The following is a 17,172-nucleotide window of genomic DNA, read 5'->3' on the forward strand; positions in this document are numbered from 1 at the left end:
CCCCCCTGCTCGGTGTGTTCACGCCCGCCTCCGGGTCCAGGGGGTCAGCAGCCGTGCCGCCCCCAGGAGCAGCAGGTCGGCGGCGACGGCGATGACGACGCACAGGACGGAGGCGGTGAGCACCTGGGCCCTGAAGTAGGTGTTCATGCCGGAGTAGATGAGGTTGCCGAGTCCCCCGTGGCCGACGATCGCCCCGATGGTGACCAGGGAGACCGCGGAGACGGTGGCGATGCGCAGCCCGGCCATCGCGGCGGGCAGGGCCAGCGGGAGCTCCACGGCGATGAGCAGGCGCAGCGGCCCGTAGCCCATGCCGCGTGCGGCCTGCCGGGTCTCCTCGGGGACGGCCCGGAGCCCGGCCAGGATGTTGCGGACGAGCAGCGTCAGGGAGTAGAGGACGAGCCCCGCGATCACCAGCGCGGCGGAGAGTCCGTACAGCGGCAGCAGCAGCGAGAACATCGCGAGCGACGGGATCGTGTAGAGGATCGTCGTCAGCCCGAGCACCGGGCCGGCCGCCAGGCGCCACCGGCGGGCGGCCACCGCCAGGGGGACGGCGAGCAGGAGCGCGATGGCCACCGAGGCGGCCGTCAGCTGGAGGTGTTGCAGCATCGCGTCCATCAGGATCTCGCGGCGGCTGGAGAGGTAGGCCCCGCAGATCCACTCGTTACGGGCGAGGCAGTCGTCCGGGGGCACCGTCACCCGTCCATTCGAGCGCGGCAGCGGTCACGTCGCGCGTCGGGGGCCGCCGTTCGAGGGGTTTGAGCGACTGCTCAACCCTGCCTGGTTGCGCCCTGGCCGCTCGTTCGTGGGCCTGGAGCTGTAGAGGGCGTCGACCCCGCGGGGGCCGGGCGCGCCTTCGACGCGCTGGAGCACGTAGGAGGCGGCTCTCGGCGGGAACGCGGAATGGCCTGGGCTTCCCGAGCAACCCTCCTCGCCCGGCCGCCGTCTTGATCCATGACAGGACGGTGCGCCGCGTGTGACGTGCGGCGTACGACCCCCACAAGATCCGGGCCTGCACGACCGCCGCACTATACCCTCCGCGTATACATGGAGCGTATAGTCAGCACGATGTGGGCCCGGCACCGCGCGGAAGGCCCCCATGCAGACCAAGGCACTGGCGCCCGAGTACCAGGGAGCGCTCACCAAGATGTCGGTGAACGCCTCGCTCACCGACGTACTGGCCGAGGGAGTTCGCCACCTGAGGCAGGCCGAGCTCTCCGGATCGCAGGAGGAGGTGGCACGTTCGGGCCTGGCCGTGGCCGAGGCGCACCGCAGGCTCGGGCAGGTCGCCGAGGCCGACCGGGCCTGGAAGGCCAGCTACCGGGCCGCGCGCACGGCCGGGAACACCGGGGCGATGGCGTGGGCGTTGTGGAGCGGGGGCACGCTGGCACGCCAACGCGGTTCGCTGCGCCTCGCGTTCAGACTGCTCGGCCTCGCCGCGGAGCTGGGGAAGCAGGGCGGGGACGTGGTCGCCCGGGGCTATTCGCTGGCCGGCCTCGCCGAGACCGGACGGATCCAGGGCGACTACGCGACCGTCGCGACGCTGCACGAACAGCTGCTGGCCGAGGCCCGCGTCCGGGGCGAGGCCCGGCACACCGTCTGGGCGCTGGAGGGCATCGCGCAGATCCACCGCAACACCGGTTCGCTGGCCACCGCGTTGGAGATGTTCGAGGAGGCGGCCGTCCTGGCGGGCGACGCGGACGACCGGCGCGGCCGGGCCTGGGCCCTGCGCGGCATCGCCGACATCGTCTCCCTCCGCGACGGGGCGACCGGGCACGCACTCGACCTGCTCTCCGAGGCCGAGGTGACCTGCCGCGAGATGAACCTCTCCAGCGCCCTGGCGTACAACCACAAGATGCGGGCCAACGTGCTGTTCCGCGCCGGGCGGTACGAGGAGGCGCGCGAGGTCTACGAGCAGGCGCTCGGGGAGTTCCGTGCGATGGACGAGCCAAGGGGCGAGGCACTGGCCTCCCTCGGCCTGGTCAAGGCGCGGGCCAGGCTCGGCCGGGACCGCGAAGCCACCGCCGCCGAGCTGGACGAACTGCGCGGCAGGCTGAGCCGGATCGGGCTGCTCAACGCCCAGGAGATGGTCGAGAAGGCATACGCCGAACTCGGCGTGGAACCGGCCTCCGCGGGCGAGAGGGACGGCCGCCGATGACGCTCTCCACGACCGGCCGGGCGAGCGCGACGCAGATACTGGACCGCTGCCGCGAGCTCGTGCGCCCGGCCCTGGTGGAGTCGGTGGGACGGCTACACCCCTGGCACGCGGAGACGGCGGCCTTCTCGCTGGGCTGGAGCGGGACCGGCGGCGAGCCGGCGCCCGGTTCGCAGGGCAAGGGGGTCCGCCAGGCGCTCGCGGTGCTCGGCGCGGAGGCCGCGGGTGGCAGCGGGGCGGACGCGGTGCTCGGCGCGGTGGCCGTCGAGCTGATCCACACCTTCTCCCTGATCCACGACGACATCATGGACGGCGACGAGACCCGTCGTCGCCGGCCGACGCTGTGGAAGGCGTACGGCACGGGCCCGGCGGTCCTCGCGGGGGACGCGCTGTTCGCGCTGGCCGTCTCCACGCTGGCGGAGGCTCCGGGCCCCGGCGGTGCGGCGGCGGTCCGGCGACTGGCGAGCGCGCTGGGCGATCTGGTGCACGGTCAGGCGCAGGACCTGCTCTTCGAGTCCCGGCCGTGGGCCGGGCCCGGGGCGGTCCTGCCGCACGAGTACCGGTCGATGGCCACCCACAAGACGGGCTCCCTGCTCGGTTGCGCCGCCGCCCTGGGCGCGGTGCTGGCCGGCGCCCCGGCGAGCACCGTCGAGGCGCTGGACCTGGCGGGTCGGCATGTGGGGGTGGCGTTCCAGGCGGTGGACGACCTGCTCGGGATCTGGGGCGATCCGCAGGTGACCGGCAAGCCGGTGCACAGCGACTTGCGGCGGCTCAAGAAGACGTACCCGGTGCTCGCGGCCCTGTCCGCCGACCACCCGGCGGCCCGGCGTCTCGACGCGCTGCTCACCTCCGCCGGGCCGCTCGACGACCCGACGGCGCGCCATGCGGCCGAACTGATCGACGAGGCCGGCGGGCGCCGGGCCGCGGTCACCGAGGCACATGAGCACCTGGCCGCGGCCCGCGCCTGCCTGGACCGGGTGCCGCTGGCCGAGGGCGCGCGCGGGGACCTGCTCACGCTGATCCCGTACCTCGTGGACCGCACCGGCTGACCCGTGGCCGCCCGCCGGAAATCGCCGGGCGGCCACGGCCCCCCGTACGGCAGGATGGGCCCGGGCGTGTCTTCGCCCACGCACCCGCCGCGACGACGTGAGGACTCCCCCGGCATGACCGCCTTCCCCGCTCCCGTCACGGCGTTGCTCGTCGTCGACGTCCAGTCGGCGTTCGTCGCGGGGGACGCGGCCGTGCCCGACGCGCCCCGGCTGCTGGACCGGGTGACGGATCTGATCGGGCGGGCCCGTGAGGCCGGGGCGCTCGTCGTCCACCTGCAGAACGACGGCCCGGTCGGGCAGCCCGACGAGCCGGGGACCCCGGGGTGGGAGCTGCACCTGCCCGTGCGCACGGGGCCGGCCGAGATGGTGATCCGCAAGAGCGAGGACGACGGTTTCGAGGAGACGTCGCTGGAGGCCGAGCTGGAGGCAGCGGGTGTCCGAGCGCTCGCCGTGTGCGGGGTGATGTCGGAGATGTGCGTACTGGCCACCGCGCGCCGGGCCCTGGAGCTGGGCTACCGGGTGGTCCTGCCCCATGACGCCCACGCCACGTACGACATTCCGGCCGCCCCGGACATCAGTGACGTGGTGCCGGCGGCGATGGCGTCACGGGTCGCGGAATGGGCCCTGGGTGACGAAGTGGACATCGTGGCGCGCGCCGTGACCGTCTCTTTCGCCACTCCGTCCGCCACCACGAGAACGGCCTAGTCGGCCGATAGATGGTGCCGCCATCCGGTGGGGCGATCGGCCCAGTACGGCATGCCGGAAAAAGGCTGAAGATATAAGCGGCGCGATGCGTTCGGACACCTCCGCCATTCCGTACGGGGACTCTCGGCAAGCCCTTTCACCGACTGTCCGTGAAAGGGCTGCGGGCATGCGCCGATCTGCTGCGCAACCACCCGAACGGCCCTCCTTCACGCGTCATCCCGCTGTGATCGTATGAGCGAGTCACGCGCACGATTTCGCCACAACTCTGCCAAAGTGCACTTCGGCTTTACTTACCGGATTGAGCGAAGAGAGCCGTCGTGCTGCACATGCGTCGTACTGAAGAAAGCCAATTGACGGTCCTTCATCTGGTTCAGCCCGTGGACGGCGGCGTGGCCCGGGTCGTCACCGATCTCGTCAGGGCCCAGGCCGGGTCCGGGCTGCGCCCGGTGGTGGCCTGCCCGCCCGGGAGCCCGCTCGCCATCGGGGCGGCGGCCGCGGGCGCCGAGGTCCACGGCTGGTCCGTCACCCGTGCCCCCGGGCCCCGGCTGGCCGGTGAGGTGGCCGCCGTGCGCCGGATCGTCCGGGTGAGCCGCCCGCACGTGGTGCACGCCCACAGCGCCAAGGCGGGACTGGCCGGCCGGATCGCGGTACGCGGCCGGATCCCCACCGTGTTCCAGCCGCACGCCTGGTCGTTCGAGGCGGTCGGCGGGCGCACCGCGGAACTCGCGCTCGGCTGGGAGCGGTTCGGCGCGCGCTGGGCCGATCACATCCTGTGCGTCAGCGAGTCCGAACGCCGCACCGGGCAGGAGGCGGGCATCGCCGCCCGCTGGTCGGTCATCCACAACGGCATCGACCTCGACCGTTTCCGTCCCGGCGGAAGCAGCGACCGGGCGGAGGCCCGCGCCTCGCTGCCCTTGCTGGACGGCGCCGGCGCGGACGCGCCGCTGGTCGTCTGCGTCGGCCGGCTGACCCGGCAGAAGGGGCAGGACGTACTGCTGCGGGCCTGGCGCCGGATGCCGGTGGGCGGGGCCCGTCTGGTGCTGGTGGGGGACGGGCCCGACCGGGACGGACTGGAGGCGTCGGCCCCGCCGGACGTGCTGTTCACCGGAGCCTGCGAGGACGTGCGGCCGTGGATCCACGCGGCGGACGTCCTCGTGCTGCCCTCCCGCTGGGAGGGCATGGCGCTCGCCCCGCTGGAGGCCATGGCCTGCGGGCGCCCCGTCGTGATGACCGACGTGAACGGGGCGCGGGAGAGCCTGCCGCCCGGCCACGAGGACCACTGTCTGGTGCCCCCGGAGGATCCGGCGGCACTCGCCGCGGCGCTGACCGCCCTGCTCGCCGACCCGGGGCTGCGCGATGCGCTGTCCCGCCGGGCCCTGCGCCACACCCGGGCGTCCTTCGACGTCCGACGGACCGCGGGGGCGGTAGCCGGTCTCTACCAGGAACTGGTCGGCATGTCCGGCCCCACGAGGAAGCGCACCGAGCGATGACGATGGAGAGTGCACCGGTACCCGGCGCTGGTCAGGCAACAGCCGTGCAGGCTCACACGGTCCATCCCCCGCGAAGAAGCGGCGGCGGCGGTGCGCAGGCACAGCCCGGCGAGCGCCGGACCGTCCGGTACGGCCGTCTCGCGCCGCTCCTGTGCACGGACGCCCTGGCCCCGGCCGTGACGTTCGCCCTGGTCGTCCCGGTCCCGTGGCCCTGGCTGCTGGTGACCGTCCAGGCGGCGGCCCAGGTGCTGCTCTTCGCCCAACGTGGCCTGTACGGGATGCGCCTGTCCCCCTCGGTCCTCTCCGAACTCCCCGCCCTCCTCGGCCTCACCCTCCTCCAGTGGTACGTGACGATGGAGGTGCTGGCCGCCTGGGCCCCGCAGCAGTCGATCGGCTGGACGGTGCTGGCGTACGGGGCGGCCACGCAGACCGCGCTGACCTGCGCGGGGCGCGCGGCGGTGTACCGGGCGCGGCGGCGGGCCGCCGTCCGCCGCCCGCTCTCCACGCTGGTCGTGGGCCAGGGGCCACCGGCCCGTCAGGTGACGGCCGCCCTGCACGACCACCCCGCCTACGGGCTGCGGCCGGTCGGTCTGGTCGCGTCCCCGGCGTCCGGGGACGGGAAGCAGCCGACGGGTTCCGACTCCGTGCCGCTGCCGGTCCTGGCCTCGCCCCAGGAGGTGGGGCGGGCCGTCGTCCAGAACAGCGTGCGGCACGCGGTGTACACGGCCCCGCCCGAGTCCACCCCGGACGGCGCCGCCCTCTTCACTCTGCTCACCGGTCACGGCTGCCGGGTGTGGCTGGTCACCGGTCCCGGCGCCGTCGCGGGGCCCCCGGCGGAAGGCCGCCCCGATCATCTGTGGGGATTCACCGTCCAGCCGCTGACCGACGGGACGAACCGCCCTCTCGGCCACGGGGCGAAGCGGGCGATGGACGCCGCCCTGGCCGCGGTCGGACTGGTGCTGGCCGCCCCGGTGATGGCGGCCTGTGCCCTGGCTGTGCGGCTCTCCGACGGGCCGGGCGTGATCTTCCGTCAGGAACGCGTCGGCCGGCACGGACGCCCCTTCGTCCTGCTGAAGTTCCGTACGCTGCGGCCCGCCGACGTCCAGGAGTCCGCCACCCGCTGGAACGTCGCGTCCGACGGGCGGATGAGCCGCGTCGGCCGCGTGCTGCGCCGGACCTCCCTCGACGAGTTGCCGCAGCTGTGGAACGTCCTGCGGGGCGATATGAGCATGGTCGGCCCGCGCCCCGAACGCCCTTTCTTCGTGGCGCAGTTCAGCCGTGCCCATCCCGGTTACCAGGCCCGCCATCGGATGCCCGTGGGCATCACGGGTCTGGCCCAGGTGAACGGGTTGCGCGGCGACACCTCGATCGAGGAGCGGGCCCGCTTCGACAATCGCTACATCGAGACCTGGTCGCTGTGGCAGGACGCGTGCGTGCTCGCCCGGACCGCGGGTTCCCTGTTCCGGTTCGGAGGCAGCTGATCATGGCCGCCGTACTGACCCCGCCCGCCCCGTCGACGAGCGCCGGGCCCCGCGCCGCCACCCGCCCCCCGTGGGGTGGCTGGCGGAGCCGTTGGCCGCTGCTGCCGCTGGTCGCGACCGTCATGCTGCCCGTCCTGCCCTCCGGGACCTCCGGCGGGGGCGGCCCGGCCGACGTGGCGTCCGGCCTCGCGGTGCTGGTGTGCGTGGGGCGGCTGCTGTTTCTGCGCCAGCGTCCGTTGAGCGCCACCGCCGCCCTGGTCCTGAGCCTGCCCGCCGTGGGCTTCGCGGTGGCCACGGTCACCGCGGCGGACCCGGCGGCGGCCCTGCCGGGGCTGGTCCGCCATCTCCAGGTCTTCGTCCTCGTGCCGATCGCCGTGTACCTGCTGCTCCGGGACGCCCACGGGTTCCGGATCGTCGCCGGCTCGCTCGTCCTCCTGGCGGTCGTCCAGGGCGTCACGGGCGTCCATCAGTACGTCACCGGGACCGGCGCCTCCTACATGGGCGAGGACATCCGGGCGGTCGGCACGTTCGGGCCCAGCGACATCATGGGGATGGCGACCGTCGTCGCCTACGGTCTGCTCGCCGCCGCGGCCTGCGCCCTGCGTACACCGCGGAGCGCCCCGGCCTGGCTGCGGCCCTGCGCCGCCGTCCTCGCCGTCGCGCTGATCGTGCCCCTGACGCTGTCTTTCAGCCGGGGCGTGTGGATCGCCACGGGCGTCGCGGCCCTCGTCGCCCTGACGCTGACCGGGTGGCGGCAGGCCTGGACGTCGCTGGCCGTGCTGGGTGCGGCCGGCGTGGTGCTGGTCGGCGGGTTCGGCGTCGGCTCGGAGATGATCGCGGACCGGGCCGCCAGCGTGACCCGGGTGACCAGCACCCCGGACCGGTCGGTCAGCGACCGCTACGCGATGTGGAGCGCGGCGGGCGCGATGTGGCGGGAGCGGCCGGCCGCCGGGGTCGGCCTCAAGGGCTTCCCCGCACACCGTGACGGACACGCCTCCATCGGGCTCTCCTCCGGCAGCGACACGGCCGGGGCGGGCCAGGAGTTCCGCCGGCAGGCGCTCCTCTCCCCGCACAACATGTATCTCCTCGTCCTCGGCGAGCAGGGCCTCATCGGTCTGACCGCGCTCGTCGGCAGTTGGGCGGCGATCCTGGCCGGCGCGGTCCGCAGGCTGTACGTCGCCCGCTCGCGCGGACACGCGGCCCTGGACTGCGGGCTGGCGGCGGTGGCCCTGATGACCTGGCAGTGCGTCAACTTCCTGTACGCGGACATCGGCGGGCCCACCACGGTGCTGAGCGGGGTCGTGCTGGGGCTGGCCGCCTGGTGGGCGCTGGCGGGGCCGGACCGGGTGAGCGCCGCATGAGCGAGACCGGCACCGGGGCGGAGACGGAGGCCGAGGCGCGTCCGGCGGGCGCGCCGGCCCCGCCGCTGCTCCCGGCCCCGGGAGGAGGACCCGAAGGGCCCCTCTCCCCCGGCGTCGCGCCCGGGACGGCCGGCGGCGAGGCGCCCCGGCTGGGCTCCTTCCTCGCCCGTGCGGCGGCGGCCACGGCGGTGCTGACCGTGGTGGGGGCCGTCCTCGGTCTGGTGCGGGACCAGGCCATCGCCCGGTACTTCGGGGCGAGCGACGCGAGCGACGCCTTCCTCATCGCCTGGACCGTGCCCGAGATGGCGGCGACGCTCTTGATCGAGGACGGGATGGCGCTCCTCCTGGTCCCCGCGTTCAGCCTCGCCCTGACCCGGCGGGCGGCGGCCGGGGAAGCCTCCGGATCGGACCCCGTACGGGATCTGGTGGCGACCACGCTCCCCCGGCTGTTCCTCCTCCTCTCCGGCGGCGCGGCGCTGCTGATCGCGGGCGCCCCGTGGGTCGTGGGCGTGCTGGCCCCGGGCCTCGCCGATCCACGGCTCGCCGTGGACTGCACGCGGCTGACCGCGGTCACCGTCCTCACCTTCGGGATCACCGGCTACTTCAGCGCCGCGCTGCGCGCGCACCGCAGCTTCCTGCCGCCCGCCGGCGTCTATGTCGCGTACAACCTCGGCATCATCGGTATGACGCTGGCCCTGCACGCGACGTGGGGCGTACGGGCGGCGGCGGTGGGGGTCGCGGTCGGCAGTGTGCTGATGATCCTGACCCAACTGCCCGTGTTCCTGCGGCTGGTACCGCTCGCGCGGCCCCGGCTGCCGAAATTCCGGCGGGGTCGGCGTGCGGCGCGGACCGCTCCGCTGCTGGGCTTCGCGGTGCTGGCCCCGGTGGTCCTGTTCGTGGTGAGCCGTCAGTCCCAGGTGCTGGTGGAGCGGTTCCTGGCCTCCACCCTGCCGGCGGGCGCGATCTCGCATCTGAACTACGCGCAGAAGGTCGCGCAGCTGCCGATGGTGCTGTCGCTGATGATCTGCACGGTGACTTTCCCGGTGGTCGCGCAGGCCATGGCCGCGGGGGACCGGGAGAAGGCCCGGCTGCGCGTCGAGCGGGACCTGGCGCTCGCCGGGATGGTGGTGCTGCTCGGCACGGCGGTCGTCCTCGGCTACGCGCCCCAGATCATCGAGGTGCTCTTCCAGCGCGGCGCGTTCGACGCCGCCGACACCGCGTCCACCGCCCAGGTGATGCGGGTGTACGCGCTGGGGCTGCTCGGCCACTGTCTGGTCGGCGCGCTGAGCCGGCCGTTCTTCTCGTCCGGGCGGCCCACCTGGTTCCCGGCCTTCGCCATGGGCACCGGGCTGCTGGTCACGATGGGAGCCGGGTACGCCCTGACGTACCGCTTCGGCGTGGACGGCATCGCGACCGCCAACGCGATCGGGATCAGCACGGCGGCGCTGCTGCTCCTCATGGGCCTCGGCACCCGGGTGGTGCCGATCCGGACGCGGACCGTGGCCCTCTCGCTGGGCCGGCTCGCCGGCGCGTCGCTCGCGGCGGGCGTGGCCGGCTGGGCCTGCGCCCCTCTCGTCCCCGCTCCGGTGCTGAGTCTGGCCGCCGGGTGTCTTCTCGTCCCCGCCGTGTTCTTCCTGTCCGGGCTCGCCCTGCGCTCGCCCGAGGTCGTCTCCCTGCTGGCACTCACCCGACGGAGGTTCCTTGATGGCCGCTGAATCCTCGGCACATTGCGCCGACGCTCCCTCGTCCCGGCTCCGCCCGCACACCCGCCGCCGGCCGTGGATCCTCACGTACCACTCGGTGACGGATCCGAGCGACGATCCGTACGGCATCACCGTCTCCCCCGACCGCCTCGACGAGCAGCTGTCCTGGCTGCGCAGCCGGCGGCTGACGGGGGTGGGGGTGTCCGAGCTGCTGCGCGCGGGGGACGCGGGGCGGCGCGGCCTGGTCGGGCTGACCTTCGACGACGGGTACGCGGACTTCCTCGACGAGGCGCTGCCGGTGCTCCGCAGGCACGGTTTCCGGGCGACGGTCTTCGTCCTGCCGGGCCGGCCGGGCGGCGTCAACGAGTGGGATCCGCTCGGCCCGCGCAAGCCGCTGCTCACCCACGACGACGTCCGGCGGGTCGCCGCCGCGGGCATGGAGGTCGGCTCGCACGGTCTGTACCACCAGGACCTGACGGCCCTTCCGGACGAGGAGCTGCGCCGGGAGACCGCCCGCAGCCGGGAGCTGATCGGCGATCTCACCGGGTCGCTCCCGGAGGGCTTCTGCTACCCGTACGGCATCCTCGACCGCCGGGTCACCGAGGCCGCGCGCTCGGCGGGCTACGGCTACGCGTGCGCGCTGGCTCCCGGCCCGCTGCTCGGCCGGTTCGCGCTGCCCCGCACCCACATCAGCCAGGCGGACCGGGGGGTACGCCTGTGGGCGAAGGACCTGCGGCACGGGCTGCGGCAGGTGGCGGTGCCCGGTGCGGGCGCCCGGGCCGCCGGGCCGGTGCGGACGGGCGGCCCGCGGTGAGGGCGCTGCACGTCATCACCGGGCTCGGGGTCGGCGGCGCCGAGCGGCAGTTGCGGCTGCTGCTGCGGCATCTGCCGGTGGAGTGCGATGTCGTGACGCTCACCAACCCGGGGGCGGTGGCCGAGGAGCTGCGGTCCGACGGCATCCGGGTGACCCACCTCGGGATGCGCGGCAACCGGGACCTCATCGCCATCGGGGGGCTGGCCCGGCTGATCCGGGACGGCCGCTACGACGTGGTCCACACGCATCTGTACCGGGCCTGTGTGTACGGCAGGATCGCGGCCCGGCTCGCCGGGACCCGGGCCACCGTCGCGACCGAGCACTCCCTGGGGCGTGCCGAGATCGAGGGCCGCCCGCTCACCCGCTCCATCCGCGCCCTCTACCTCGCGACCGAACGCCTCGGGGCGGCGACCGTCGCCGTCTCCTCCACCGTGGCCGGCCGGCTGCGGGACTGGGGCGTGCCGGCCGACCGCATCCGGCTGGTGCCGAACGGCATCGACGCGGACCGGTTCCGCTTCGACGCGGGGCGTCGGGCATCCGTACGGGCGGAACTGGGCCTCCCCGATGAGGCGTTCGTCGTCGGCGGGGTCGGACGGCTGGTGCCCGGCAAGCGGTTCGACGTGCTGATCCACGCGGTCGCCGCCCTGCCGGAGGCCCGTTTGCTGCTGGCCGGGGACGGTCCGGAGGCCGGGGCGCTGCGGGCCCTGGCCCTGCGCCTCGGGGCCGTGGACCGCATCCGGTTCCTCGGGGAGTGCGACGAGCGCGGGGACGGCCCGGTCCCGGGTGTTCCGGCGCTGCTGAGCGCCCTGGACGCCTTCGTCTCCACGTCCCGCGAGGAGTCCTTCGGACTCGCCGCCGTGGAGGCGCTCGCCGCCGGACTGCCCGTGCTCCACGACGCCTGCCCGGCCATCGACGACCTGCCCGCCGCCCACGCCCCCGCGGCCACCCGGATCGCCGGGAGCCCCGAGGAGCTGACGGCCCGGCTGCGGCAGCGGATACAGGCCGGAGCGGGCCGGCAGCCGCCGCCCCGGGCCGTCGGCCATTACGGCATCAGGCGCAGCAGCGAGCGCCTGATGGACGTGTACGCGTACGCCCTCGACACCGCCCCACCGAACCGGAGAGCCCTTTCATGACCGACTCACCCGAGCAGCGTCGACAGGTCGTCGTCCGTCGGCTGCGCACCGCCCTCGCCCGGCTGCCGCACTGGTGGCCGCTGCCCGTCTCCGTACTGATCGGCACCGCGTCCGGGCTCTCGTACAGTGGGCTCGCCGCTGACCGGTACGAGGCCACCAGCTATGCGATGGCGGTCGCCGAGGGGGAGACGGACCCCTCGGCGGCCCTGGGGTACGCCCAGTCGTACGGGCGGCTGACGACGAGCGACGCGACGCTCTCGTACGCCCAGGGTGCGGCCGGCGAGCCGGTGCGCGAACTGCGGTCCCACGTCCGTTCGGAGACCTCTCCCGACTCGCCGATGATCGCGGTGACGGGCACGTCCGAGGACCGGCACAAGGCGGCCGACATCGCCAACGCGGTCATCGAGGCCGTCATCGTGAGCAGCGGCCATGTCTCCGAGGACACCGGGGTGAGGCTGATCAAATTCACCCATGCGATGACGCCGGACCAGCCGGTCTCGCCGTCCGTGCCGCTGGGCGCCGCCGTGGGGGCCGCGACGGGCGGGCTGCTGGGCGGCCTCGTGCTGTTGGTCCGGCCGCGCCGGACGGGCCGGACCGTCCCGGCGCAGGTTCCCGCGCCGACGGCCGGGGGCGGCCACGTCGCCCAGGACGACCGGGAGCTCGTCCGATGACGGGGCACCGGGCGGGCGGCCTCGTCGTGACCCTGTGCCGGGACTTCGGGGAGTTCGGCGCGCTCGCCGGGGAGTGGGACGCGCTGCACCGCCGCTGCGCCACCGCGACCCCGTTCCAGAGCCACGCCTGGCTGCACTCGTGGTGGATCTCCTACGGTCAGGAAGGCCGGTTGCGGGTGCTGCTGGTCCGCCGGGCGGGGCGGCTGATCGGGGCGGCGCCGCTGATGCTGGTGCACCGTCCGATGCCGCTGCTCGTCCCGATGGGCGGGGCGATCTCCGACTTCTTCGACATTCTTCTGGACGAGGAGGAGGCCGGTTACGCCGTGGGGGCGCTGGGGCGCGGTCTCGACCGGGCGGCCCGGCACTCCGTGGTGGACCTGCGGGAGGTCAGGCCCGACGCGTCGGCGCAGTTGCTGTTCGGGCGGTGGGCCGGGGCCCGGAGCCGGCTCACCGACTCGACGTGCATGGAACTGCCGGCCGAACCGCTGGGCGACGCCGTGGCGCGGCTCACGGGCTCGCGGGGCCAGCGACTGCGCTCCAAGCTGCGCAAGGTCGACGCCCTGGGTGTCGAGGCGCACCGGATCCCGCGGGACGGGGTGCCCGCCGCGATCGGGACGCTGCTGCGGCTGCACGAGCGGCAGTGGGAGGGCCGGGCGGTCAACCCCGAGCATCTCCGGGCGCGGTTCTCGGACCATCTGATCCGGTCGGTGGGGCGGATGGTGGGGGACGGTACGGCGGCCATGACCGAGTTCCGGCTGAACGGCGAGGTGGTGGTGTCCAACCTGTCGTTGCAGTCCGGGCAGCTGACGGGCGGCTATCTGTACGGTGCGGATCCGGCGCTGCGCAAGCGGAAGGTCGATGTGTCGACGATGCTGCTGCGCGAGGTCGCCCAGCAGGCCTCGGACGGCGGGCGCGCGGTGCTGAGCCTGCTGCGCGGGGCGGAGAGCTACAAGAACCACTGGGGGCCGGTGCCGGTGGTCAACCAGCGGCTGCTGCTGGCGCGGCCGGGTCTGGAGCCGCTGCTGCGGCTGCGCGAGTCGCAGGTGGCCGTGCGGGAGCGGGCTGTGGAGACCGTGAAGGCCCGGTTCCCGGCGGCGCGGGACTGGCACGAGAGGCTGACGGGGCTGCCGGTGATCGGGCGCTGACACGCGCTGGGCGTACGCCGGACGGCGGCATCGCAGACATCACCTGTGAGCTGATCCGTTACCGTCCGGCCGCTCCCGCGTTGTCAGGGGGTGCGGGCCTCGTGTCCGCAGCACACCCCCTTCTTTACAAGGAGTTCTGTATGTCTCGTATGACGAAGGTCGCCGCTGTCATGGCCGGCACCGGTGCCCTGATCGCCGGCGGCGCCGGCCTGGCGTCCGCGGACGCCGGCGCGCAGGGCCTCGCCGCCGCCTCCCCCGGCGTCGGTTCGGGCAACGTGGTCCAGGTCCCCGTGCACGTGCCGGTGAACCTCTGCGGCAACACGATCAACGTGATCGGCCTGCTGAACCCGGCCTTCGGCAACACCTGCGTCAACGCCGACGGTGGCCACCACGACAAGGGCGGCTACGGCCACGGCCGCTGATCCCCCGCTAGTTCCACAACGGCCGGTCCCCTCCCGCGCGGAGGGGACCGGCCGTTGCCCGTACCGGGCTCAGGCGTAGCGGTAGAGCTTGCCGTGGTCGAGGAGTTTCCTCGGGGTCACGCCCCAGGGGGGCATCGCGTCGTCGAGGCCGAAGACGTAGTCGCGTTCCGGGCCCGGCGAGGCGGGCTTGCGGCCCGGCAGGTAGGCGGAGTTCGGGTGGGCCTTGCGCCACCGGTCCCACAGCAGGTCGATGAAGGAGTGGTGGAGCCAGAACACCGGGTCCTCGGGGGAGGCCGCGCCCGCCATCGGGCCGCCGACCCACTGGTGGACCTGGTTGTGGAGACCCACCCCGCGCACGCCCCGGATCCCCCACCCCTCGACGCGGTTGCGGAAGCCCTGGCCGCAGACGCTGTTCCACGGCTCGGTGTCGTACACGGGGTCCTTGAGCGCCCGCGCCACGTCGTTCTGGGTGGGGAGGGAGACCGGGTCGCGGCCGGGTCTGCCGAAGTTGCGGGTGAGGTAGTGCTCGTCGGTGACGCCTCTCCCGACGCTCCAGTTGCCCGCTCCGTAGGCGAAGGCTCCGGTGGTGACTGCCCGGTCGCCCGGTCTGCCGTTGCCCCCGAGGAAGTCCTCCGCCCAGAGCGACGAGGTCGGCTTGTCGTCCTTGGTCCAGTCCCAGTACGGGACGCTGACGCCCGCGTCGACGCCCCGGAGCGCCTTCTCGAACTCCAGCAGGTACTGGCGGTGCCAGGGGAAGAACGAGGACGTCATGTGCGCCGGGCGCGGCCGCCGCTCGGTGTCCATGACGTAGTACTCCCGGTGCATGACGACGAAGTCGTCGTAGCGGCCCGAGCGCTTCAGTTTCAGGATCGCGTCGACGAGCCGGCGCTTTTCGGTGCGCGTGAGGTCGCGCTGGTTCTTGCGGGTGTACACCGGTGCTGGTCCTCCTGGTTCACATGCGGTGCGTGGTGGGGTGCGCGAGTCGGGCGGCGCCCAACTCGTCGACGGCGGCACGGGCCGTCTCCAGCAGCGTCGGGTACGACTCGTAGTGCCGGACGTCGCTCAGATATGTGCCGTCCGCGCGCCTCATGACGTGCAGGGGCCTGCCGTCGATGCGGATCTCGGCGCCCGGTTCGGCGGCGATCGCGACCCGGTCGTCGTCCGTGGCGCCGGCGGGGACGACGGCGGTCGCCGTCGCCCGGATCTCCCGGCCCCGGTACATCTCGGCGAACTCGTCCGCCGTGGGTACGGGGCGGGATCCGGGGCCGGATGCGGGCGCCTGGGGCGCGGGCCGGGCCGCGGCGGCCCTCTCACGGTCGAGCAGCGGGAGCAGGGCGCCCGCGGTGCCCGTGACCACTGCGGCGGTGAAGGCTCCGCGCAGGACGATCCGGCGGGAGGGAACGCGGGGGCCGCGCGGATGCGCTGGGGTGGGGCTCATGAGTTGGGTGCCTGCCTCTCGTTGACTCGCCTCACTGACTCGCCTCTCTGACACGCCTCATTGACTCGTTAGCTCGTCCGAGGTGCTTCTGATGGCGATGTTGACAACGAGGCGGAGAAGAAACAGTTGTCGTGCGGGCGGCGTACGGCGCACAGATGGCGGTTTCGTTCCGTCAAACGCGTGAGGGTGCGGGCTCATCGGGAGCGACGGGCCGCGTCGATGAGGCGGCTCGCCGCGACGAGCCGGACCATGGCCTGGCGAACCGTGGAGGTGATGGGCATGACCGTTCCGTACCAGTTGTCCGGGGACCGCGTACGGCCCGCGGAGGACGTCGATCTGGCCGACCCGGCCTTCTGGCGGCTGCCGCGCCCCGTGAGGCTCAGGGCCTTCGCCCTGCTGCGGGAGCTGGACGCGCCGGTCCTGTTCACTCCCCGGGCCGGTGCCGCGCGCACCGCCGGGAAGCCGTTCCACGCCCTGGTGCGCCATGCGGACGTGCGGACCGCGAGCCGCACGCCCCAGGTGTTCGCGAGCGCTCCGGGGGTCACCACCCCGGAGCCGGCCGGCTGGGCGAAGGCGCTGTTCGGGAACTCGATGGTCAACATGGACGGGCCCGAGCACGCGGCGCTGCGCCGCGTCATCTCGCGGCGGTTCACCCCCCGGCTGCTGGCCGACGTCGAGGAGAACGTCGGCCGGCTCGCCGGGCGGCTGGTGGACGAGCTGATCGCCGAGCGCTCCGGGGACTTCATGCCGTCGGCGGCCTCGCGGCTGCCGCTGGAGGTGATCTGCGACCTGATGGGCGTCCCGGAGGCGTACCGGGCGCGGATCGCGGAGCAGATCGACCACGCCTCGGAGCACGTCGGCGTCGAGCGCCGGGGCCGGGGCCGGCTGCGGATTCCCGGCCGTGGGCTGGCGTCGCTGGCCCGGATGCAGTTCGTCATGGGGCGGCTCGCCCGGGAGCGGCGCCGTCACCCCGAGGACGACCTCGTCTCGGCGCTCGTCAGCGCGGACATCGACGGCGGGGCGCTGTCCGGGCGGCAACTGGGGGCCTTCTTCTCGCTGCTGCTGGTGGCGGGGGTGGAGACGACCCGCAACGCCATCGCGCACGGCCTGTTCCTGCTCGACCGGCATCCGGAGCAGCGGGAGTTGCTGCGGTCCGACTTCGACCGGTACATCGACGGCGCCGTCGACGAGATCGTGCGGCATTCGACACCGATCATCCAGTTCCGCAGGACGGTCACCGCGGAATACGCACTGGGCGGCCGTACGTTTCTCCCGGGGGAGAAAGTCGCTCTCATTTACGCGTCGGCCAATCGCGACGAGGCGGTTTTCACCCATCCGGATCGCTTCGACATCACCCGGTCGCCCAATCCTCATCTGGGATACGGCGGCGGGGGCCCGCACCACTGCCTGGGAGCGCATCTGGCCCGCCTCGAAATGACAGCCCTGTTCCGGGAACTGATCGCCCGTCGCCCCGTCGTGCGAAATCTGGGGGATCCGGAACTGGTCGACTCGAATTTCGACAACCGCGTCGGCTCGCTGCCTTTCACGTTCGGCCGCATCTTCACCTGAACGGCACGCCCGCAACGCCGAATACGATAAATGGACTCC

General features: G+C 73.7%; 16 protein-coding genes. 13 read left to right on the forward strand and 3 right to left on the reverse strand.

The genetic code is table 11. From position 1 onward, the window contains the following. Window positions 1–18: 18 nt before the first annotated feature. Window positions 19–696 carry an ABC transporter permease gene (locus tag N7925_RS01605; protein ID WP_274342779.1) on the reverse strand — a complete coding sequence of 226 codons (678 nt, stop codon included), beginning with the start codon at window positions 694–696 and terminating at the stop codon, window positions 19–21. Window positions 697–1,096: 400 nt separating this feature from the next. Here N7925_RS01605 and N7925_RS01610 point away from each other — a divergent pair, with 400 nt between their 5' ends. From N7925_RS01610 to N7925_RS01665, 12 genes are all read left to right on the forward strand, one after another. Further along, window positions 1,097–2,155: a tetratricopeptide repeat protein gene (locus N7925_RS01610; RefSeq protein ID WP_265597687.1), complete on the forward strand. Its 1,059-nt coding sequence runs from the start codon at window positions 1,097–1,099 to the stop codon at window positions 2,153–2,155. Beyond that, entirely contained in the window at window positions 2,152–3,201 is a 1,050-nt protein-coding gene (locus N7925_RS01615) for a polyprenyl synthetase family protein (RefSeq protein WP_265597688.1), read from the forward strand. Before N7925_RS01610 ends, N7925_RS01615 begins: the two co-directional genes overlap by 4 nt. A 114-nt stretch (window positions 3,202–3,315) precedes the next feature. Beyond that, the gene (locus N7925_RS01620) at window positions 3,316–3,906 is read left to right on the forward strand and encodes a cysteine hydrolase family protein (RefSeq protein ID WP_274342780.1); all 591 of its coding nucleotides are present in this window, start codon (window positions 3,316–3,318) and stop codon (window positions 3,904–3,906) included. 317 nt (window positions 3,907–4,223) lie between these two features. After that, window positions 4,224–5,396: a glycosyltransferase gene (locus tag N7925_RS01625; protein WP_443032103.1), complete on the forward strand. Its 1,173-nt coding sequence runs from the start codon at window positions 4,224–4,226 to the stop codon at window positions 5,394–5,396. After that, complete coding sequence (locus N7925_RS01630; protein WP_274342782.1) at window positions 5,393–6,877, forward strand: sugar transferase; 1,485 nt, start codon at window positions 5,393–5,395, stop codon at window positions 6,875–6,877. The genes N7925_RS01625 and N7925_RS01630 overlap by 4 nt, the downstream gene beginning before the upstream one ends. 2 nt (window positions 6,878–6,879) lie before the next feature. Continuing rightward, window positions 6,880–8,238 carry an O-antigen ligase family protein gene (locus N7925_RS01635; protein WP_274342783.1) on the forward strand — a complete coding sequence of 453 codons (1,359 nt, stop codon included), beginning with the start codon at window positions 6,880–6,882 and terminating at the stop codon, window positions 8,236–8,238. Beyond that, on the forward strand, window positions 8,235–9,953 hold the full coding sequence (gene murJ / locus N7925_RS01640) for a murein biosynthesis integral membrane protein MurJ (RefSeq protein ID WP_274342784.1): 1,719 nt from the start codon (window positions 8,235–8,237) through the stop codon (window positions 9,951–9,953). Before N7925_RS01635 ends, murJ begins: the two co-directional genes overlap by 4 nt. Then, window positions 9,943–10,755 (forward strand): polysaccharide deacetylase family protein, encoded by an 813-nt coding sequence (locus N7925_RS01645; RefSeq protein ID WP_274342785.1) that lies wholly within the window; start codon window positions 9,943–9,945, stop codon window positions 10,753–10,755. Before murJ ends, N7925_RS01645 begins: the two co-directional genes overlap by 11 nt. Then, window positions 10,752–11,888: a glycosyltransferase gene (locus tag N7925_RS01650; RefSeq protein WP_274342786.1), complete on the forward strand. Its 1,137-nt coding sequence runs from the start codon at window positions 10,752–10,754 to the stop codon at window positions 11,886–11,888. Before N7925_RS01645 ends, N7925_RS01650 begins: the two co-directional genes overlap by 4 nt. Next, entirely contained in the window at window positions 11,885–12,559 is a 675-nt protein-coding gene (locus N7925_RS01655; RefSeq protein WP_274342787.1) for a lipopolysaccharide biosynthesis protein, read from the forward strand. Before N7925_RS01650 ends, N7925_RS01655 begins: the two co-directional genes overlap by 4 nt. Beyond that, window positions 12,556–13,704 (forward strand): GNAT family N-acetyltransferase, encoded by a 1,149-nt coding sequence (locus N7925_RS01660; protein WP_274342788.1) that lies wholly within the window; start codon window positions 12,556–12,558, stop codon window positions 13,702–13,704. The genes N7925_RS01655 and N7925_RS01660 overlap by 4 nt, the downstream gene beginning before the upstream one ends. Before the next feature lie 140 nt (window positions 13,705–13,844). Beyond that, window positions 13,845–14,126 carry a chaplin gene (locus N7925_RS01665; protein ID WP_265597697.1) on the forward strand — a complete coding sequence of 94 codons (282 nt, stop codon included), beginning with the start codon at window positions 13,845–13,847 and terminating at the stop codon, window positions 14,124–14,126. A gap of 69 nt (window positions 14,127–14,195) precedes the next feature. On the opposite strand, the gene N7925_RS01670 is transcribed toward N7925_RS01665, so the two are convergent. After that, complete coding sequence (locus tag N7925_RS01670) at window positions 14,196–15,059, reverse strand: tyrosinase family protein (RefSeq protein WP_274342789.1); 864 nt, start codon at window positions 15,057–15,059, stop codon at window positions 14,196–14,198. A gap of 19 nt (window positions 15,060–15,078) precedes the next feature. Further along, complete coding sequence (locus tag N7925_RS01675; RefSeq protein WP_265597698.1) at window positions 15,079–15,564, reverse strand: tyrosinase family oxidase copper chaperone; 486 nt, start codon at window positions 15,562–15,564, stop codon at window positions 15,079–15,081. Window positions 15,565–15,843: 279 nt separating this feature from the next. Between N7925_RS01675 and N7925_RS01680 the strand changes: the two genes are divergently transcribed. Continuing rightward, window positions 15,844–17,133 carry a cytochrome P450 gene (locus tag N7925_RS01680; RefSeq protein ID WP_274346381.1) on the forward strand — a complete coding sequence of 430 codons (1,290 nt, stop codon included), beginning with the start codon at window positions 15,844–15,846 and terminating at the stop codon, window positions 17,131–17,133. The last annotated feature ends 39 nt before the right edge of the window (window positions 17,134–17,172 follow it).

The organism is Streptomyces sp. CA-278952, assembly GCF_028747205.1.
GTDB lineage: Bacteria > Actinomycetota > Actinomycetes > Streptomycetales > Streptomycetaceae > Streptomyces.